17 protein-coding genes and 1 pseudogene are annotated in these 21,157 nt (G+C 41.7%); 10 read left to right on the forward strand and 8 right to left on the reverse strand.

Annotated elements, in window-relative coordinates; all coding sequences use genetic code 11:
- Positions 1-3 precede the first annotated feature (3 nt).
- Positions 4-384, forward strand: coding sequence for a glycine cleavage system protein GcvH (gene gcvH, locus FIV01_RS16970; RefSeq protein ID WP_152432168.1), 381 nt, complete (start codon positions 4-6; stop codon positions 382-384).
- 119 nt (positions 385-503) lie between these two features.
- A complete protein-coding gene (gene gcvP / locus FIV01_RS16975; RefSeq protein ID WP_152432169.1) occupies positions 504-3,368 on the forward strand; it encodes an aminomethyl-transferring glycine dehydrogenase in 2,865 nt (954 codons plus the stop codon).
- 106 nt (positions 3,369-3,474) lie between these two features.
- Here gcvP and FIV01_RS16980 read toward each other — a convergent pair whose 3' ends face one another.
- Entirely contained in the window at positions 3,475-4,443 is a 969-nt protein-coding gene (locus FIV01_RS16980) for an ABC transporter substrate-binding protein (protein WP_152432170.1), read from the reverse strand.
- Positions 4,444-4,571: 128 nt separating this feature from the next.
- Here FIV01_RS16980 and FIV01_RS16985 point away from each other — a divergent pair, with 128 nt between their 5' ends.
- On the forward strand, positions 4,572-6,506 hold the full coding sequence (locus FIV01_RS16985) for a sensor histidine kinase (protein ID WP_152432171.1): 1,935 nt from the start codon (positions 4,572-4,574) through the stop codon (positions 6,504-6,506).
- 307 nt (positions 6,507-6,813) lie between these two features.
- Here FIV01_RS16985 and FIV01_RS16995 read toward each other — a convergent pair whose 3' ends face one another.
- Entirely contained in the window at positions 6,814-8,364 is a 1,551-nt protein-coding gene (locus tag FIV01_RS16995) for a DUF3369 domain-containing protein (protein WP_152432172.1), read from the reverse strand.
- Between the two features lie 449 nt (positions 8,365-8,813).
- Here FIV01_RS16995 and FIV01_RS17000 point away from each other — a divergent pair, with 449 nt between their 5' ends.
- Positions 8,814-9,278, forward strand: coding sequence for an RDD family protein (locus FIV01_RS17000; RefSeq protein WP_152432173.1), 465 nt, complete (start codon positions 8,814-8,816; stop codon positions 9,276-9,278).
- 277 nt (positions 9,279-9,555) lie between these two features.
- Entirely contained in the window at positions 9,556-10,104 is a 549-nt protein-coding gene (locus FIV01_RS17005; protein WP_152432174.1) for an MSHA operon transcriptional regulator, read from the forward strand.
- Positions 10,105-10,133: 29 nt separating this feature from the next.
- Here the strand turns inward: FIV01_RS17005 and FIV01_RS17010 are convergent, their stop codons facing one another.
- From FIV01_RS17010 to FIV01_RS17020, 3 genes and pseudogenes are all read right to left on the reverse strand, one after another.
- Positions 10,134-10,916, reverse strand: coding sequence for a substrate-binding periplasmic protein (locus tag FIV01_RS17010; RefSeq protein ID WP_152432175.1), 783 nt, complete (start codon positions 10,914-10,916; stop codon positions 10,134-10,136).
- A 232-nt stretch (positions 10,917-11,148) separates the two neighbouring features.
- Positions 11,149-11,406: pseudogene (locus tag FIV01_RS17015) on the reverse strand (transposase); the annotation flags it as partial.
- 122 nt (positions 11,407-11,528) lie between these two features.
- The gene (locus FIV01_RS17020) at positions 11,529-11,936 is read right to left on the reverse strand and encodes a DUF2850 domain-containing protein (protein WP_415846745.1); all 408 of its coding nucleotides are present in this window, start codon (positions 11,934-11,936) and stop codon (positions 11,529-11,531) included.
- A gap of 422 nt (positions 11,937-12,358) precedes the next feature.
- On the opposite strand from FIV01_RS17020, the gene FIV01_RS17025 reads away from it, so the two are divergent.
- On the forward strand, positions 12,359-12,646 hold the full coding sequence (locus tag FIV01_RS17025) for a hypothetical protein (RefSeq protein WP_152432176.1): 288 nt from the start codon (positions 12,359-12,361) through the stop codon (positions 12,644-12,646).
- Here FIV01_RS17025 and FIV01_RS17030 read toward each other — a convergent pair.
- A complete protein-coding gene (locus FIV01_RS17030) occupies positions 12,633-13,805 on the reverse strand; it encodes a GGDEF domain-containing protein (RefSeq protein WP_152432177.1) in 1,173 nt (390 codons plus the stop codon). The two genes, FIV01_RS17025 and FIV01_RS17030, sit on opposite strands and share 14 nt — an antisense overlap.
- 310 nt (positions 13,806-14,115) lie before the next feature.
- Positions 14,116-15,003, reverse strand: coding sequence for a LysR substrate-binding domain-containing protein (locus FIV01_RS17035; protein WP_152432178.1), 888 nt, complete (start codon positions 15,001-15,003; stop codon positions 14,116-14,118).
- Positions 15,004-15,094: 91 nt separating this feature from the next.
- On the opposite strand from FIV01_RS17035, the gene FIV01_RS17040 reads away from it, so the two are divergent.
- From FIV01_RS17040 to FIV01_RS17050, 3 genes are all read left to right on the forward strand, one after another.
- Positions 15,095-16,009, forward strand: coding sequence for a DMT family transporter (locus FIV01_RS17040; RefSeq protein ID WP_152432179.1), 915 nt, complete (start codon positions 15,095-15,097; stop codon positions 16,007-16,009).
- Between the two features lie 306 nt (positions 16,010-16,315).
- The gene (locus FIV01_RS17045) at positions 16,316-17,674 is read left to right on the forward strand and encodes a diguanylate cyclase (RefSeq protein WP_152432180.1); all 1,359 of its coding nucleotides are present in this window, start codon (positions 16,316-16,318) and stop codon (positions 17,672-17,674) included.
- Positions 17,675-17,753: 79 nt separating this feature from the next.
- Entirely contained in the window at positions 17,754-18,188 is a 435-nt protein-coding gene (locus FIV01_RS17050; RefSeq protein WP_152432181.1) for an Mpo1 family 2-hydroxy fatty acid dioxygenase, read from the forward strand.
- A 342-nt stretch (positions 18,189-18,530) separates the two neighbouring features.
- On the opposite strand, the gene FIV01_RS17055 is transcribed toward FIV01_RS17050, so the two are convergent.
- Positions 18,531-20,042, reverse strand: coding sequence for a DUF3612 domain-containing protein (locus FIV01_RS17055; RefSeq protein ID WP_152432182.1), 1,512 nt, complete (start codon positions 20,040-20,042; stop codon positions 18,531-18,533).
- A gap of 159 nt (positions 20,043-20,201) precedes the next feature.
- Between FIV01_RS17055 and FIV01_RS17060 the strand changes: the two genes are divergently transcribed.
- The gene (locus tag FIV01_RS17060) at positions 20,202-20,783 is read left to right on the forward strand and encodes an aldolase/citrate lyase/malate synthase family protein (protein WP_152432183.1); all 582 of its coding nucleotides are present in this window, start codon (positions 20,202-20,204) and stop codon (positions 20,781-20,783) included.
- Positions 20,784-21,157 lie beyond the last annotated feature (374 nt).

Raw genomic sequence — 21,157 nt, forward strand, 5'->3', positions numbered from 1 at the left:
GCAATGGACAAAACACTGAAGTTTGCAGACAGCCACGAATGGGTACGTAACAATGGTGACGGCACAGCAACTATCGGTATTTCTGAGCATGCACAAGAAATGCTAGGTGACGTCGTTTTCGTTGACCTTCCTGAGGTAGAAGTCGAAATCGACGCAGGTGATAGTTTCTCTTTGGTTGAATCTGTGAAAGCAGCTTCAGACATCTACGCCCCAATTACAGGCGAAGTCGTTGCAATAAACGAAGAACTCGAAGATAGCCCAGAGCTTATCAACGAAGAGCCTTATGAAGGCGGCTGGATTGTCAAAGTGAAAATGTCAGATGCTTCTGAGCTCGACAATCTTAAAGATGCAGAAGAGTACCTAAACTCAATCGAAGACGAGTAATAGGCAAATGTGTAAAGCTGTCCCACTTAAGGGGGCAGCTTTTTTTCAAAGTTCGGGCGTATAATTACTTATATCAGTAGTGATATCCAATACCCGAATGATGGAGTAGGTAAAGGACAATGACTGAATTACTTCAAAGCCTTAGCACCCAAAATGAGTTCGTTGCTCGCCACAACGGCCCTAACAAACAAGACCAACAAAAAATGTTGGATGTCATCAAAGCAGCTAGCCTTGATGCCTTAATCGACGAAACTGTGCCTGCGCAAATCCGCGTTGAGAAGCCAATGGCTCTAGCAGAAGCGATGAGCGAAGCAGACATGCTTGGTGCCATGCGTGAATTCGCTAACAAAAACCAAGTTAAGCGTACCTTTATTGGCCAAGGTTACTACAACACGTTCACGCCTAATGTCATCTTGCGTAACGTACTGGAAAACCCAGGCTGGTACACGGCATACACGCCATACCAACCAGAGATCTCTCAAGGCCGTCTAGAAGCACTGCTGAACTTCCAGCAAATGGTCATGGATCTAACAGGCATGGACATTGCCAATGCATCGCTGCTTGATGAAGCAACCGCAGCAGCCGAGGCCATGACACTGTGTAAGCGAGCAGGTAAGAGCAAAAGCAACGTCTTCTTTGTTGCAGACGATGTTCACCCACAAACGCTGGAAGTGATCAAAACCCGTGCAAAATACATTGGTTTTGACGTGTTGGTCGGTTCACTAGACTTACTGGCAGAACAAGACGTCTTCGGCGCGCTGGTCCAGTACCCGAATACGACAGGTGAAGTTCGTGACATCACAGACATCATCGCCAAAGCTCAAGCTAACAAAATTTTGGTTGCCGTGGCAACTGACCTTCTTGCTTCTGCGCTTTTAAAACCAGCAGGTGAAATGGGCGCTGACGTGGTAATTGGTTCAACTCAACGTTTCGGCGTACCTATGGGTTACGGCGGTCCACACGCTGCCTTTATGGCCACACGTGAGAAGCACAAGCGTACCATTCCTGGCCGTGTTATTGGTGTGTCTATCGACAGCACTGGTAAACAAGCACTGCGCATGGCGATGCAAACTCGTGAGCAGCACATTCGCCGCGAAAAAGCGACATCTAACATCTGTACTGCACAAGCACTGCTGGCTAACATGGCGTCTTTCTACGCAGTTTATCATGGTGCAGAAGGTCTACGCACTATCGCCCGTCGCACGCATCACATGACGGCTATCTTAGCCGCGGGGCTGACTAAATCTGGCTTCGAGCTAGCTCATAATAGCTTCTTCGATACCATCACCATCAATACCGCCACGAATACAGATGAAGTGTATGCTAAAGCGCAAGCCGCAGACATCAACCTTCGCCTGCTAAAAGGCCAGTTGGGGGTAAGCTTGGATGAAACCACTACAACGGAAGATATCCAAGCTCTATTTGATGTATTTGGCGTTAAAGAAGATGTCAATGCGCTATCCACTGAGATTGCATCAAACGAGTTTGCTGCTATTCCTGAAGCGCTGCGCCGCACATCTAAATACCTTACTCACCCTGTGTTCAATACGCATCACAGCGAAACGCAAATGATGCGCTACCTTAAGCAGCTTGAGAACAAAGATTTTTCTTTGACTCACGGCATGATCCCGCTTGGTAGCTGTACCATGAAGCTCAACGCAGCAGCAGAAATGATCCCTGTGACTTGGCCTGAATTTGGTGCGATTCACCCCTATGCACCACTAGAGCAAGCAGCAGGTTACACAGCGCTTGCCGAAGATCTTAAGCAGAAATTGTGCGAAATCACAGGTTATGATGCCTTCTCTTTGCAGCCAAACTCAGGTGCTTCGGGCGAATACGCTGGCCTAATCGCTATTCAGCGCTACCACGAAAGTCGCGGTGAAGGACACCGTAACGTTTGTTTGATCCCAAGCTCAGCACACGGTACAAACCCAGCGACCGCTTCTATGGTGTCGATGAAGGTTGTGGTCGTAAAATGTGATGAAGACGGTAACATCGATGTGAGCGATCTTGCGGCTAAGATCGAAAAGCACAAAGATAACCTGTCTAGCATTATGATCACCTACCCTTCAACACACGGTGTGTACGAAGAGCAAGTGAAAGAAGTGTGTGAGATGGTTCATGCGGCCGGTGGTCAAGTTTACCTTGATGGTGCAAACATGAATGCTCAGGTTGGTTTGACGTCCCCAGGCTTTATCGGCTCTGACGTTTCTCACTTGAACCTGCACAAAACTTTCTGTATTCCGCACGGTGGTGGTGGTCCAGGTATGGGTCCAATTGGTGTTAAATCGCACCTAGCGCCTTTCCTACCGGGCCATATTGAAAACGGTGTTGAAGGCGACGAACTAGCGGTTGCCGCAGCCGATCTTGGCAGCGCTTCTATCTTGCCTATTTCTTGGGCTTACATCGCTATGATGGGCGAAGCTGGCTTAACAGAAGCTACCAAAGTCGCTATCTTAAATGCTAACTATATGATGGAGCGCCTACGTCCTCATTATCCGGTACTTTACCGTGGTACTAATGGTCGTGTGGCTCACGAATGTATTATCGACATTCGTCCATTAAAAGAAGAGACAGGTATCAGCGAGGAAGACATCGCCAAACGTCTAATGGATTACGGTTTCCATGCACCAACCATGTCGTTTCCTGTGGCTGGCACACTCATGGTTGAGCCAACTGAGTCAGAAGACTTAGAAGAGATCGATCGCTTCTGCGAGGCAATGATCGCCATCCGTGAAGAAATGACCAAGGTGAAAAAGGGTGAGTGGCCACTAGAGAACAACCCGCTAGTCAACGCACCTCACACACAAGCAGACTTGGCTGCTACTGAGTGGGATCGTCCATACTCGCGTGAACTCGGCTGTTTCCCATCACAGGCAACTAAGCAGTGGAAATACTGGCCAACGGTTAACCGAGTTGACAACGTCTACGGCGACCGTAACCTAATCTGCTCTTGCCCTAGTATCGATAGCTACGAAGAGTAGATTTCGCTAGAGCTCAAAATCGGACCGATTGGTTCGACTCATACTCAGAAAAAAGGTCTAGCTTTCTGCTAGACCTTTGTACTCTTCGGGGCAGCACAAGCTTTTGTTAGTTCATTACACTCCAATGTGATGGTGGCGTTAGGCCCCAGCGCTGCATCTCTTTCTCAGAGTAAATCGCCCGACCTTTTTCACCTATTGCAATAGGAAGACTATTGGCATCTTTCCCTGCTAAGATTTCATTCACAAGACCCGAAGCTTGCTTGCCTTGGCTTTCTCCGAACAAAACCACGCCTCCACTAGCTTTACCCTCACCAACCGCAAAGTCCCAGAATGCGAACAGTGGAATTTTGGAGTTCTTATTCGTCCAAGCTAATATTTCAGGAGCGTGAACACTATTACCACCCTTATCAACTAGAGTGTGGTACAGGCCGACAATAATCACCGAAACGCCATCGTCTTTTGCACTGCTTACCATCTTCTGCCACTCTTCTTTGGTTCCTATCAGAAGTAGTTCTGCCTCAACTTTTAGGTTTCTCTTTATTAGCTCATATTGCTTTTTAATATTCTTAGTCGCTTCCTGAGAGGTGGCTCCTGAGTCAAACATAACTCTAAACTTATGATTTTTCTTCGGCAGCATTTGACTAATATCACGAATACTCTTTACAAATAACGGAGTCTCCAGTACCCCTGTCACTTGGGCTTGGCCTTTATATTTTCTCAACAGTTCGCGAGGGTTGGAGTTGATGCCTAAGAATACTATCGAAATCGGCTCTTGATAAAGTTTCGGCAGCATGTATTTCAGCGCATTATCATCACCTAGAATGACAACATTTGGCTTTAGTTCTTTATAATATTCGAACGCTTCATTGGCTTTCGCCTCAAATTGCTCAACAGGAATTCGTTTTGTATCCATCTGAAACCTATGCAACTGCGCAGAAGATGATATAGTGTCCTTGATGCCTTTTATGTAACTGACATCCCATGGATATTCAGCATGATAGCTTTCTATTACTAAAACTTTTTCTGCTTGTGCACCACCTGTTAACAAGAGCAAGCAAAGTATAAATGCTCTCATGACCGCCTCCGGAAAATGTTGAACACATAGTTAGTTTAGTGTTGGTGTCTACATTTGTGGAATTATATTCTTGATAAAAACCGACAACTGCAAGCTATACTCAATTGAAAACACCATCTTTGAGTATTATGAGCCGAAGCAAAAAAGTTGATGAGAGTATTAACAACCCCTTTCAAAGCCGCATAGGACGGCGCATCATCTTGTTGATGGTGACGCTTAGTAGTTTTGTCACTTTATTCACCACAATATTGCAGCTTTCTTGGGACTACAAAAAAGAATTTAATGATGTCGAGCAACGACACATAGAGATACGTGATGTCCATGCTGGGCTGCTAGCATCGTCATTATGGTCATTCGACTTAGCTGTATTGCAGGAAAGGCTAGATGGTCTTGTTAATTTGCCCAAAATTGATTATTTGGAAGTTAATTCGGGAAACTACACCTTCGATTCAGGAAAACAAGCAACAGATAATGTTGTACATGAGACATTTTCCTTGACCTATCAAGACCCAGAAGACGGGCATTCTGAAGAAATCGGTACTATCTATGTCGAGTCAAATGCACAAGAAATATACGACTACCTTCTTCACCAATTTATATCAACCCTAGTACTTAATGCCCTTAAAACCACTCTCGTCTGTTCAATTATGCTGTTAATCTTTCACGCAAGTGTGAACAGACGAATATTTCAAATCGCGCAGTATCTTCGCGCTTTCAATCCTAGGCACCCAAGCAAGCCGCTTGTTTTAACCAAAAAGCGTTGGATATCAGAAAAAGATGATGAGTTAGACTGGCTGGGAGAAGGGGCAAACAAGATCAGCAGTAACATTACACTGCTTTATAACAATATTAAGGCAGAGCAGGATAGGCTCGCCGACTTTACCAATGTATCTTCGGACTGGCTATGGGAAACAAACGAGCTTGGACAGCTCACCTACTGCTCAGATGCAATGAAAGAAGCTTTGTCCCTTGTTGCCGTGCATGGAGTCTGCTTAGCTGACGTAGAAGCCCTAAAAGGGGCTGACCAACTACATCAAGCAATAGCGCGACGCAACGACTTTAACCAAATCGAAGAAAGTATTACCTTAAATAGTATTACTCTTCACCTACTCTTCCAAGCAACTGCTCGATATGAAAAGAGTAAGTTTCTGGGCTTTCGAGGCACTGCTATAAATATAACAGAGCTAAAGCTTACTCAAATTGAACTAGAAGAGCTCAATCAAAACTTGGAGCGCATGGTTGCTTCAAGGACACTCGATCTCAAACAAAGTATGGAGCAATTGCAGGATGCTCAGGATAAACTCGTAGAGTCAGAAAAGCTCGCGGCTTTAGGTGGGTTGGTGGCAGGAGTCGCACATGAGGTCAATACCCCATTGGGTATTGCGGTAACTGCCACTTCTGTTATTCGAGATGTGACTAGTGAGCTGAATGCCGCATTTGCGTCACAAACCTTAACAAGTACCCAATTTGAATCTTTAATGAAACGTATGTCAGACAGTAGCCAGATGCTTGAACACAACTTAAACCGAGCAGCCCAATTGGTCAGAGATTTCAAACAAACAGCTGTCGATCAGGTTTCTGAAGCTCGTTCTCAATTTAATGTCTCACAAGTTATTGAAGCTCTGCTAGCAAGCCTTCATCCAGAGACTCGGAAAGTACCTGTAAGCCCAACCCTAGAGGGAGACAAGGCTATCGTAATGAATAGCCTGCCCGGCGTATTAACACAAATCATTTCAAACCTAGTAATGAACAGCATTAATCATGCTTTCGAAAGCCAGCCTAAAGCAGAAATTTCTATCAGATTTTACCAAGAAGAAGATATGATTATCTTCGAATATCGCGATAATGGTGGCGGTGTAGAAGAAGCACTACACCAGAAAATATTTGAACCTTTCTATACCAGTAAAAGAGGGTTGGGCGGCTCTGGGCTTGGGTTGAACCTAGTGTTTAACCTAGTTCACCAAAAACTCAAAGGAGAGCTGGAGTTCAGCTCTGAAGTGGGAAATGGAGTGTTTTTTAAACTAAGAATACCCCTAAATTTGCCCCTAGAGGTAACGAGCTGATTTGAAGAACAACTCTTAATCAGGAAGAGACTTCCTGATCTCTAAGAACTCATCCCAATGCTTAATAAGGAGTTCTACTAACTTAGGTTCACACTGTTTACCCTTCTGGACTACGAGCTCCAGCATGATCTGTTCATCTGTTCATCTGTCCATGGTTCTTTGTAACTGCGTTTAGCCCCTAGGGCGTCAAACACATTGGCTAATGCCGTTTGAAATTCAGCTATGAAGTGGGAAATAGAGTATTTTTAAACTAAGAATACCCCTAAATTTGCCCCTAGAGGTAACGAGCTGATTCGAAGAACAACTCTTAATCAGGAAGAGACTTCCTGATCTCTAAGAACTCATCCCAATGCTTAATAAGGAGTTCTACCAACTTAGGTTCAAACTGTTTACCCTTCTGGGCTACGAGCTCCAGCATGATCTGTTCATCTGTCCATGGTTCTTTGTAACTGCGTTTAGACCCTAGGGCGTCAAACACATCGGCTAATGCCGTAATGCGTCCGGCAACGGGAATGTCTAGCCCAGATAGGCCATTGGGATAACCAGTTCCATCCCATTTTTCATGGTGGTAGCCAGCTATCTCTTTTGCAACAGTCATCAATCTGCGTTTTGATTTACTCAAAATCTCTACACCATGATCGACATGTTTTTTCATAACCTCCCACTCCTCTGCATCTAGCTTGCTGGGTTTGTGGAGGATGGAATCAGGTACAGCGACCTTACCAACGTCATGAAGGGGAGAGGCATGTTTGATCATAGAGGCGTCATATTCACTAAGACCATATAACAAGGCAAGTTTTTCGCTAAATAAAGACACTCTTTGGACGTGAGCACCAGTCTCTTTACTTCTTGCTTCTACCGCGTTAGCAAGGTTGTAAACAAGCTCCTTAGAGGTCTCGCGTATATCCAACATCAGGCTCAAGTTTTCGAATGTTAAACCTATATTCTGCATATAGATTTCAAGAAGCTGCATATCAAGTTCTGTCAGCTCGCGATTGACATTTACATAGAGTATACAGTCGACCCCTTGCTCATCATGTGAAAACAAAACATAAGCATCACCAAAGTTCTCCGATTTTCGTGACTCAAACACTTGCTTACATCGCATTGCCACTTCGGTGGGGAGCTTCTCAAAGGTGCACTCACTGTACGTGTCGACAAAAGAACCTGTCGCAGCCAGAGTCATGGCACGGGACTCTTCTCCATCCGGCCTTGGCTGGACAATACAGTAAAGCGCAGAGTTATCCAGCTTTAGTAGTGAAGTCAATTGTTCCAGAACTGAGGTGGCATAGGTTTGTAGGGTCGTGGTATTTTGAACACATGCTGACGCTTCGATGACTTTACTCAGACCTTTCTTTTGCTGCTCAATTAAACATAAATCCCGATAAGAGCGTAACATTGAGTAGAGCAAGGTCTTGAGCTTTTGAGTTGTAAGTTCTGTCTTTTCTTTGTAGTCGTCGATGTCGTATTCTCGGATGACTCTGTCTTCTGGAGCTTGCCCTGCCTGGCCTGTTCTTAACACAAGCCTCACTAAACTATTTTCCAAGGATTCACGAACATACTTAACCAAATCTAGCCCAGCATGTTCTGTTTCCATCACTACATCGACTAAAGCCAATGCAATATTGTCGTGCTGAGTAAACAACTTTTTCGCCTCTTCACCAGAATAGGCAGAAATCACCTCAAGCTTGCGCCCCTCAAATTCAAAATCAGACAAGGCAAGTATCGTTACTTGATGCATTTGTTCATCATCATCAATAAGAAGAACCTTCCAAGGAAGCACGGCTTGTTCTGCTCGTTTATTAGCATCATCCGCTTCTGGCTGCTCTGACTGTCGTTGGTCCGCAAACAATTCCATCTATCCAGTTACCCCCAATCACACTTCTCTACTTCTAGGTTTAGCACAAACTGACAAAAAAAACGAAAAATATGCTTATCTCAGTTACTATGCTAGAACATGTGTTATATCTGGAAAATATTAATATTTCAGGATTAGATACAAAAGGTTATAGTTATATAAGAGAAAATTAATATTAGTAGCGTGTAAAGAATGATTTTGTAGATCTCGAATAACATGTGTTTTTTGTCCTGCACACATTTTAACAGCTAATAATTGCCTAACAACGATGTAGCCTAATCCAAAAAACTCTCAGAGAGTTTTAACCACATCATGTCATGATTGGGTTAAAACTATACGCTAAAAGCTTCATTGTAATTTAATCTCTGATATGTTGGTTATTTATCTAATAAATAAGAGTCATAATTTTTATAGAATACCCATTACATTCTCACAACGAGGTGAAAAACGTGAATGATAAACTATTTGAATATGCTGGATTCTGGCCACGGCTAGCGGCAACACTAATCGATACTGTTATACTCTTTCTTTTCACTATGCCCGTAATGTTCTTGGTATATGGTGAGCTATACTGGGACTCCGATGATTTCATATTGGGCGGTTGGGATGTCATTCTCAACTGGATATGTCCATTGATCGCCACGGTTACATTTTGGATATACCGCTCAGCCACACCAGGGAAAATAGTTTTCGGTCTAGAGGTGCTAGATGCAAAGACCGGCAGTAAGCTAACAGTTTCAACATCTATAATTCGATATTTTTCATACTATTTAAGTGCTATTCCACTGTGTTTGGGCTTTATTTGGATATGCTTAAATAGTAAGAGGCAGGGATGGCATGATTTAATTGCAGGTACAATCGTCGTAAGAAAAACGCAGATAAAAGAGGCTTATAAAACTATTCCACAAGAGTAAATAATAAATATACTCGAAAGACACCAATAAGTAGGGCTACCAACATGAAAAATTAGAAGTCCAAATGTAAGTTGCTGCTCAATTAAAATCTTACCAATCCTATTCGTTAGTATTTACTATGATTTGACCGGTAAGTACTAGCAGTAAGCGAAAGAATTCTCTACAATATGGCGCTGAGTCAGCAAGGTGCTGATCCTAATATGTTTCAGAGTTATGATCGCTAACTACTACCTTTGAAATAGGCTTTTCTTAAACTAAACACTCTGTGTATTCATTTATGAACCAAGATAAGTTTACCCACATCTATCGTTTACCAACTGCAACACAGATACGTATTGCCAAATGGCAACAGACGTTTAATGGCACTTCAGATTTAATAATCCATAAAGCGATAGAAGTACGTAATAAGCAGTACCGAAAGCCCAACTTCTTTCTGACTGGCTGGAGCGTCAACCTTTTTGATAAGAATGACATTTCCATTACTCACCATGGCAAGTACATTCAAACTGCCATGAGAACTATGCTCGATCGAAAAGTATCCTACAAGCGCATCTACCTGTCTAGGTTACCTATGGAAGAAGCGGAGCCAGCACTCGCGCGTTTCAAATCGGAATGGATTGCAAAACACAATCACGTTGCACGCAAGTACAATCAAATTAAGAAAAAAGAATTTTTGCGTTACGCCCGTGAAGAGGAAGAAACACTATATCCATCTATCCCGAAAGGAGAGTTTGACAAAAGTCTATGGAATAGGCTCGTCGTATCGGAGTTGGGACCACAGAAGAAATTTGATAATCCGTATTTTGTTAAAAAGTCCAAAGTGTGATGTCTGGAGCAGTGACGGCGTTGATTACACTACTCGTATTTCGACATTATTTCTTGATAAAGCGAATCACCCGACTCCCCTTTCGTACTTTTTAACATATCAATCCCCTTTTGTAGCTTGGTCGTTGCTTCTGGATTAACCTGATTATTAAAGGCATAGTAGACATAGCCTTCTTTAACCGTGTACACGGACTCAAACAGGCCTGGGTCAACTTGAGCTTCTTTGGACCACCATATCGCTGCTCGGTGAGCATAAACTAACAAATCGATGCGCCGTTTCATGAGTTGTTCAGCTAGTGTGGTAACATAGTTAGATTCCTGCATTGCATTTCTCGGAATCCCCATATCCAATAGAGTTTGCTCACCGATATCGTCTCTAATCACACCGATACGATACTTTGCCATGTCCATCGCTTTATTGATCTTTATGTTGGTGTCTTTACGCGCCATAACAACAATTTTTATGTCTGTAATAGGTCCAACCCAAGTAAACAATTTCTCACGATGTTCAGACCGAGTAGTCGAAAACAGAACAGCATTGTCTTCTGTTAGAACAGTACGATATGACCGCGCCCATGGCTGCAAGGTAACTTGCGATAGAGAAACCTCTTCACCTACCAATTTGCTGGCCGCTTTTAGAATATCGACCGCATAACCAGATATCTTGCCATCTTTTAGATAATTCCCAGGAGGGTATGATTCTGTAAAATAAGATAGTTCTCGTAAATCACCCGTACCTTGCGCGCTATTTGCCAAGCTATGATGGGCGGTTAATAAAATCACTAAGGATAAAATGCATTTGATTCGCTTCATTATCCTACTCCCAGCTATTATCTACTATTTAAATTTAGTCCACTGGGCCAGAGTTCTAAAGAAAAATAACCAACAAAGTATCAATAACCTGTAACTGTCTAAATTTTTAATAATATTAACATCAATATTTTAAATTTTTTGACAGTCTGTGTTTTTAGTTCGAGTAATCAGGAATACAGCTGTTGCTGACAAAATAAAGCCCAATATTGCGGTACGATCAAAAGATTCACCGAATATCAGCCATGCTAGATAAGCATCTGAAAAGCATGTTTAAAATCCCTTTCTTCGACCAAAGATCAAATCGTCTGTAAACGGTACTCCACTCTCCGAACTCAGAGGGGAGATCTCGCCAAGGAACACCTGTTCTCATTCGATAAAGTATTCCTTCAAATGTCATTCGATGTTCAGTTGTATCGTAAATACGACCTGTACTTTTCATAAGTTGGAGTAGCAGTTCCCAGCGAATATCAGTTAACATAGTTTTTGGCATGGTATTGGTTATGGTTTTACTTTTGGCGAAGCAAATTATAACTCTTTACTATGCTGTTCAAAAAATACTCATGAAAGATCAACACGCCCTGGTATGTTGGTAAGGAGTAAGAAAATATACGACTACTTTTTACTGTTGAAGTGTTCTGATAAGGCGGTGCGACGTCTTTTGGCGGCTCCCCCACCGCTTTTCACTGTGTCTTCATAGCCAGATTTTATAAAGCGTTGAGCCGGGCTGCTTGGAGTTACACGCTTAAGCTGTGGTGATTTTGGCGTTCCTGCAACTTGATAAACAGTCTGACCACTTCCTGTTGTTACCGTAATTAATGTCCCATCATAACCAAAGTCTGTAGTGATAAGCCTCTCGTTACGAAAGACACCACGTTCACTTAATGTCATTATCTCAGTGTCATATTCTGGGGTACCAATTTCAATCCATCTTCCATAGACGTGTTTAGGATGAATATAGTCTTGGTAGCTAAAGTATAAAATAGCTGAAAAGGCAACACCGAGAGCGATAAGTAAGGTTATCCCAGAAAACTTGAGAAAAGCGTTTTTTGTCAAATTGAAGTCATCTGATTCCGACTCTTTGCTTTTCTTATTTAATGCCACGTTAAACCGCTCTTTTTTGATGGTATCAAAAGATAAGTATACCTTTAAACCAGCATCATTAGTGAAAAATTTAGTTTAGCAGTTTCTGTGTCTCCAGATTGAAAGAGTATTCCTACCTGATGTTAACGAATTGCAAATAACCATTCTCTGGTGAACGTTGCAGAATAAGGATTAATATTTCTATTAAATATCTTTAGTTATCAATAGAGCTGCAATGCTACGTAACTTGTTGTTGCTATCAAAAGTATGAAATGGGTCAGTGGAGAAAATGCTATTTTTTTACAATTAACAAAAATATCTACTACAATTAAAGGGCGAAGTTGTATTTGGGGAGGTAATATATGTCTGTAGTACCAAAGCACAAAGACCCGCACGATCGTTATGATCCCAATCGGGAATTGACCACGGATCAATTACATCGATTTGGCAAGGTTGCTAATGAAGCGCAAAAAAGACGTGAGTTGAGAGCGCAAAGAGGGACGTTGGTGTCAGCCGCTCACACTGTTAAAGACAAAGCGATGAAGCAGGTGGTCGCGCCAAAAAAAGATAAACCAAATTCAGTTAGGTATGCTGCTTGGATTTTAGTGGCTATGTCTGTGAGCTTGTGGTTGATGTTTATGAGTCGTTAGGTCTTGCTGTCTTCAGGGGTGTTACCTTACCCAACCCCAGTTCTTCTTCACTATCTAGAGAATCACATTGATGTGGATTGTAGTACCTGTATTGATTCTTACCACTGTGTTTAGCTGAATACATAGCTTTATCTGCACAACGTGTCAGCTCTAACATTGAATCTGCGTCGTCAGGAAACAAAGCCACACCAGCGCTTACAGTGAGTTTATTAATCCTTTCCGTACTTTGATAACTATCTTCAAACAGGTGACATATACGTTCCAAAATTCGGTTAAGGTCCTCAACGCTGTTTACACCATAAAGAAGGAGTACGAACTCATCACCGGCAAATCGAGCAATGGAGTAATCATTTCTTTGGGTTTTTCTGTCCTTGGTGCGGATATTGTTTTTTAGACGATTTGCAAAGTGCTGGAGAACACGATCGCCTATTTCATGACCATAGGTATCATTGATCATTTTGAAGTTGTCTATGTCTAAAAAGACCATTGCAGTTAAAGTTTCATTGTCCCTTACTTGCTCAAGTTTGCCCAATGCCCAGCTTTCAAAGCTCCATCGATTGGCTAGCCCTGTGAGTTGATCACGGTACGCAAGATCTTCAATGCCTTCTTTGTAAAGGGACTGTATGTAGCTCGCCACTTTTGCATAGAAATAAGCAGAGGTATTACACAGAACACTAAGCGCCAGTAAGCTAATCAAGAATCGATCTACTGCAAACTGGCCGGATACTACGACCAAATCTGTAAACACACAGACGACAAAGATCAACAGGTAGGACGATACACTGATCATCAGGCCTGTCTTAAATTCGCACGCTAATATGACAGCAGCCAAGATCGGAAAAAGCCAGAGTAATCTGTCGGTGATATGTTCGCCGTAAAAAAGGAGCATTGCGGCTTGAAAAAGCAAGACACCGGACAATACGATGTCCGAAACGTTAACGGAGGGGTTTAGCCTCTGGTAAAAAAGGTTACCAGCTAAAATTATGACGCAAAGACCGTTAGTGATGCCGAATAAATAGCTTTGATTTGAAAGATGTAGGAGCCCGTAATAGGCCATGATTATTAAGGCTATAACAGAGCACAGGAGTACTATTTTACATTTTCTAGCAGAGCGCATATCTGCCATTTCTTCGAGATGTTGTCCCACAAAGTTTGTCATATGGTCCTTGCCTACAAAATTTACAATCCGGCTATTTAAGTCTAGAAGAAAAAACTGAGTTTGGAGCAAAACTTGAGAAATAAATTAATAACTTTCAATGCCATATATTAATACAATTGCATATAGCAAGTGTTACTCTGGCTAAAATACAAGCCGAAAGTATAGCTAAGACTATGTATTTGTGTGTAAAGACCTAAGCATTCACTCTAATCTATGATGTACTATTTTTCGTATGTATTGCTAGAGTGACATCCAAGTGTGTTTTGATATAGTCAAAAGTTCTATAAAACTTAACATTGATAGATTGAATTCATTGGCTGAATTCCTGGCGTAGCCAGTTACGCAGTAACAGAATATTCTCATTCTTAAGTTTTTCTGGTGGGCATGCGAAGTAGAAATCCTGATTTGGGTTACAAATGGGCAATCCCACTTCAACTAGGGAGCCTTGACTCACTTCGTCTCGGATAAAATGTCGATGTGAAACAAAAATGCCGAGTTTACGGATTGTGGCTTGAACAGCCTGAATTGAGGCGCTGAACTTAAGGTTTTGTGTGTAGGCGGGCTCTGGGAGTTGGTGACTCTTGCACCATATTTTCCAGTCATCTTTTCGTCTATCATTGGTAACTATGATTGCTGGATACTGCTTTAGGATAGATTCTGGCGTAGTATACACATCAATTAATTCGGGGCTGGCTGTCAGAACTAGCTCATCTGTCGCTAACAACTCACAATAATAATCAGACCAGTCATGGGTATTACCATGGATAATAGCCACATCTATGCCTTCGGATTCCATTTTGAAGTGTCCTGTGAGATTTGAAATTCGAATATCGATGTTTGGGGCAAATTGGTTAAATCGGTCAACATGAGGTATCCACCAATGCATGACCAGAGAATTGATCATGTTGAGGGTTATTCGTTGACTGTGTTGTTGTTCAATAAGTTTTTCAGTTGCCGATACGATTTGTTCCAGAGCAGGCGCGATTTGCTTGTAATAGTGCCGTCCAGTTGAATTTAGCGAAACACTCCTTCCCTGACGGATAAACAGCTTCTGCCCGAGCTGTGATTCAAGATTTTTTATTGATTGACTGATCGCTGAATGACTAACGCTAAGGAGTTGGGCTGCATCAGTCATGCTACCAGTTTCTGCCACAGCAACAAAAGCATACACTGACTTTAACGGTATAGGTCTTTTCATATGTAAGTTTCTCTTACAAATACTGTAAATATAACTCGCTTTTTATCTGACTTACAAGGGCATAAACTTGGGCCATTATAGAGGAGGATTTATGGTAACTCGCTGGTATCCCATACTATTTATGATGGCGTCTACGTTCAGTTTGTCGTTAACAGGACTGGTTTCCAAATTTTTAACCGATCACTTTGAAGTGAGTTTGTTAAGCTTCCTGCGATTTATTGTTCCAGCAATGATGTTGGTTCTTGTGTTCGTTGGGCGAGAAGTTAGGTGGCCAAGCCCTAATGAGCAACTGTCTCTTTGGATCAGGGCTTTGTGTTTGGGTTTAAGTCAAGTGTGTTTTATATTTTCACTTCAACACTTAACCTTGATGGAAAGCGTTGTACTTTTCGCGACAGGGCCTTTGTTTATCCCCGTATTAGAAAATCTTATATTTACAACTCCAATTAAAGTTGTAAATACAATAGGTCTAGTGGTGACATTTGTTGGGGTAACCATGCTATCGAGCGATGAAAGCCAGATCAGTATTAGGCTTGAGCTGATTGTTGGTTTGTGTGCAGGGTTATTTAATGCAGGGTCTCAATTAAGTTTGTATAAGATCAGTCAAAGCCGTTTAAATGCATTCGAGATAAACTTTTGGAGTTTTCTTTATGCAGCTGTTGTAGTTGTCCCTATACTCACATTCAGTTTTATCGATAATCGCACTATGTATCAGCCCCTAGACGATGGACCATGGCTTGTTATTATTGCGCTTAGTTTATTAGGTTTGATGGTCATTAATACGCAAGTGTTTCGTTCGAAGGCATACCAGCTTGCCAGCTCTGGTTCAGAGTTAGCACCAGTTATTTATACCAATTTGGTTTTTACTGCGCTTTGGCAGTGTTTGTTCTTCCAAAAGACATACAGTAATGTTCAAGTGTATGGCCTAATCTTAATTATATTGACCAATGTAGTTTGCGCTACTTGCTCCTACCTAGGTGACAAAAATCATTCCCGCCATACAAGCTAGCCTGAAAGGAATTTAGAGCTTATCGCTAGCTTCAACCCTTATTGAGAAGCTTTTGCGCGTCTTATGATAGGCCTAAACATTGCGATGACGCTATTAGCTTGTGGGAATGGGTATATAAATACAAATAATATTTCTATCATTATCAATGGAAACTTACTCAAGTTCATATAGGTTTTAAGTAAGGGCATAGATATTGAATTCTATAGTCGTACACAGAAATCAAGGAAAAATAGAGTGACGTGACAATTTGAGAGGATGTACAGTTTTCCAGTGCTGGGGCTCGCACTGGGTTTATGTGAGGGGCGAATGAGAGAACGCTTGGGCAGTCGATGGGCGGCTATACTAGTGGCACTACTTCTATGTGTTATTGGAGTAGGACTGGTAGAGTTCATCGATCGTAGCCAAAAGACCTTCATGCACAACAGTATGTTGGTTCGAGCGAAAGAAGAATTATCCATTATCCGTTCAGAGTTAGAAATTGCTATTTTTAACGACATTTTTGTTGCAAACGGTTTGTCAGCTCTGATTGCGGCTAATCCAAACTTTGAGTTTTCAGGATGGGGCTTGTTTGCATCCAGCGTGATGCGTAAAGCACATCATGTTGAACTCATTACATTAGCGCCAGATGACGTAGTCAAGTATGTCTATCCATATGAGGGTAATGAAGCCTTACTTGCTCTTGATTATCGAACTCTCCCAGAACGATGGATGACGGTTAACAAGGCGAGAGACATTCATGAAATACTAATAGCAGGTCCGCTTAATTCGATCCAAGGTGGGCGGGTATTAATTGCTCAAGTCCCAATTTTTTCAGACCCTATATACCATCGCGATTATTGGGGAGTATGTAGTTTAGTCATTTCTCTCGAGTCACTGTTTGAAGATGTAGGGGTAAAGTCTTACACCGAGAAATATTATCTTGCAATGCGAGGTGCAGATAGCTCGGGAGAAGAAGGCGATATCTTTTATGGTACGCAGAGTACCTTTGATAACGCTTTCGCTATAGAGTCGGTCAAGTTTCCATACGGGACTTGGATTATCGCGGCCGCAACAAAAAGTGATTTGCTTGAATACAGTGATTGGTACCGAGTTCATGCAGTGAGACTCCTTGGCTACCCGCTTATCGTTTTACTCCTTCTGGCTTATGGCACAATCTACTACCTCTACCACGCTGCGAATAAACGAGCTCTACATGACTCATTGACATCTCTGCCTAATCGTCGCTACTTCATGTACACCCTAGAACGGCACTTTGCCCTTGTAGCGGGTTCTGGAAAAAGCGAGTCTTTTGCTATTCTCAACGTTGATTTAGATAAATTTAAGTGGATCAATGATACGTTCGGTCATGCTGCTGGGGACAAGGTGCTTGTCGAGGTAGCGAGAAGGATAAAAAGTGCATTGAGGTTGTCGGATCTTGTCGCACGGGTTGGGGGCGATGAGTTTCTAATACTTTTAACTCGAATTAAACGAAAAGAAGACGTTGATGCTATTAACAACCAGTTACAAAAATCCATTTGCCGTAATCCAGTCATTTATGAAAAAAATGACATCAGCGTTTATGTTAGTGTTGGTCTAGCAATCTATGACGAGCGGTATAAAGAAGTAGATGAGATGCTCAAAGCCGCTGATGACAGTATGTATGATGAAAAGCGGCGGGAAGATTAAATCGAGTATATTTGACTATCTCTGAAAGCTAGTTAGTGAATATGATCAAGGCACAGGAAACAGGATTTAGTGGCAGAAAATGCAAGAGTTAACACAATGGCTAAATGACTATGGGGAAAATCATCGACACCCGGTAAACCAGAAGATTAATAAAGTGGCGATACCTGGCACTTTCTTATCTTTAGTAGGCTTGATATGGAGCATGCCGTCATTGTCGTTTTCGGGCCTTACACTAAACTGGGTATGGGTAGCAGCTATACCTCTAGCTATTTTTTACTTCAAGCTTTCCCTTAGTGTCTCTTTAATGATGTTAGGCTTTTTCTTAGCTTGTGTATCCCTAGTCTGGTCTCTCGACATTCTTGAATTGCCAGTATTTCTTGTATCCATCCTTGTATTGACTCTATCCGGAATTATACAGTTCGTTGGTTATGAGATTGAAGGTAAACGGCCTTCGCTCAGAGAATACATTGGGTTTATTTTAATTGGCCCAATATGGGTATTTCGTCACAAATAACTCACCTTTAATCATTCTGGTCGCTGCAATTAATAGAAGATAGGTGAATCTCAGTATTAATTGCAAATTAAAACCCCTTCCGTTGCATTTTGCAATCAAATATTCATAATGCAAGTTTATTATGCGTATTGTTGGTATACAACTGGCCACAATTCATACAAAAATAGGCTTTAAATTGATTTTCAATGTTGGCACGCCTTGTGCTTATGTGTAAGTGACCCTTATTAAGCCGAGGGTCACCTAGCCAACTGACGTTGTTAGTGAATACACATTGTTCACACTTTATATAGCCAATCACAATTATTGTGGTTGGCTTTTTTTATGTATGCTTTTAAGCATGAGCTAACTATCCAAGTCATAACAACTAGGCTTTCTAGGACAAACAGCACCGCGAGAGCAAATGACTCGCGCGTCTGCCTGTATTCCACGTTCAACCCAATTGATATTTAAGATCTTTGCTACCGTTGTGAACTCTTTGCGAATGTTATTTGGAATGGATGAGGTGCCACCACCATCGACACATAATGATTTCAGAGATTCTGCGATTGCTTGAGAGTCTCCTCCTTGGGCATCGATTGCTGGATTCAGATCGATACCAGCGCAGAGCACTCTGTTATTTCCTGCAGGATCCGCTATGTTGACTGATTCACAGCAATAGATTCTGGGTTCTCCATTGACATCCAATATAGATATCTGAGCAGAACTCGAATGCTGGGGTTGCGATAATCGACGAAAGACAGCCCAATGTTGGCAGGGGTCGTTGACCTGGCGCATATTTCCCCATGGTAGTGGAATTCCGTTTCCTCGATACACTGCTTTGAGTTTATGTTGGCCGTATGCATCGAAATAGTGCCAGTGAGGATATGGAGAAACCACCGTCATGCGTCTCATGGCAACTGAAGGTGATACTCCGGCCTTAATATGAGTATTTATTTCATAACCATTACGATCGAGTAATTGACGAAAAGGCACTTTTGGGCAAAGTAGGGCTCCTGCGAAGAAGCTTGATTCAAAATCGCGCCACGCTTGTAGAATGTCTTTTGATTTAAGGCATGAGGACGAATTTGACTGGTCATTTTCTTCCCAGTTAGTTGACTGACCAATAGATAGTACACTTTTTAGACTGGATTTATTATGTAAAACACTATGACCAATATAAACAGCTAAGTCATATTTTAGGCGAGTTGGGTACTGCTTTAAAATATCATTTAAGTAGATAGTGTTGGGAGGCTCGAAAAAAGACGTTACAATTTGGGTTGTACTTACCCCTAACTCATCAATCATGTCCTTTGGTGGGCGAGATACCCATTGTACGCTGAGGCCCATTCTATGAGTAATATCCATCAAATCCTGCTTTGATAAGTTGAGTCGCTTTAAGCCTACTTCTTCAGCTGCTCGTTCAAGATCTGGAAAATGATTTTGGTTACTTTCTTGGTGCGCTCGGATGAGAAGGTGTGCAAATTGTCGTCCTGAGATCCCTGTTTGAGATAACATTTCTGGAATTGCAATCTGTAATATTTCGTTAGAAAAAAGAAAACTAGGCTCTAGCGCCATGCCATGAATGCCACCTCTATTCCCTTTCTCTGGTGTGATATCTACTTTTTCTGGCTCGTCGTCTAAAAACCAAGCAGGCTCTTTTTGAAATACATCAGCAATCACTTCTAACATGTCGCTACTTGGTACTCGTTTGCCTCGTTCAATCATTGAGAGGTAAGAGACAGATGGAGCAGATTCTGGGTTGATTCTAATACAGCGAGCAGAGAGATCCTCCATTGTTAAGTGGTTTCTTTTTCTAAGATTTCTTATTTTGGTACCCAAAAAATGAGACTGACGGATTAGGCTTTTTGGCAACATTTTGTAAAATTCACACTGTAAAATTTTTGTTGTGAAATTGTAGTAAAAAACAAACTAGTATACCAAGTAAGCAAAGTCACAAATCGACATGTTGCGATGTACAAGTCCTAAATACTTGTTCTAGCAACGTAAATAGGAAAATCTTTGAGGGAAGACAATATGAACATGCTTACATTCGACAAAATGAAAAATCACACAAAGCATAAAACTTTTATAGCGGAAGCTGTTTTTGAAGTGGAAAGTGCGAATATAGACAAGGGAGTAGAGAAGCAAGTCAAAGCCAAGCAACTGCTTGATCGTCTTTTCCCTCTAGAGCATGGTTCTCATAGCAACGTTACTGCTTATCTAATCGATTACCGTCATGTGATGGCTTATTTCAGGGACGGAAGCCACAGCGGTCTAAAATACCCCAAACACTTCGTGGCTTACTGTGGTCATAAAGAAAACCCAGAATCGATTCTCTTTCGAGATGGTAAAGGTAGCCATGTGGAGCTAACACTGGGAACTCAAAAAGGAACAGGTTGTGTTGAACTGGTAACTATTGATGATATCCAGCTAGAAACGTGTACTTTGTTCCCTCATGAGGTACATGAAATGTCCGCTATACGTCATTGGATTAGCCTAATTAAGGCCGATGGACAAGGCAAGCCTCGTGCGTATTCTGAGGCCAAAGAATATACATCGAAATCTGGTGAAGGTTATGACTTACTATGTTGCTATAAGTTAAATAAAGATAGTTAAATTTTAATCTATCAATAAGGGCTTCTTGTAAAGGAGCCTTTATTCTATCTGAGGTATTGTAAAATAATGAAACAAATATATAAATTGTTATATTGTACCAATTAATAATGAAAACGTCCTGCTGTTAAAAAAAAAATACATAGAAGTATAATTAGTCTTTATATGATTGTTTTTTCGATGTCTTAACGCATCAAAATCAAATATTAATCATTTTACTGATATTTTGATGTCTTTTTTTGTTTCCATGAAACGATTTGTAATTTCATTTTTCAGTTGATTGATTAGTTTGTCGTCAACCATGTTATTGGAGCAAACACACGCAAAGATACTTCCTATTTAGTCGTTGGGGAGAAGAACTCTATACCAATAACAGG

Origin of the sequence: Vibrio aquimaris (assembly GCF_009363415.1) — a bacterium.
In the GTDB taxonomy this organism is placed as follows: Bacteria; Pseudomonadota; Gammaproteobacteria; order Enterobacterales; family Vibrionaceae; genus Vibrio; species Vibrio aquimaris.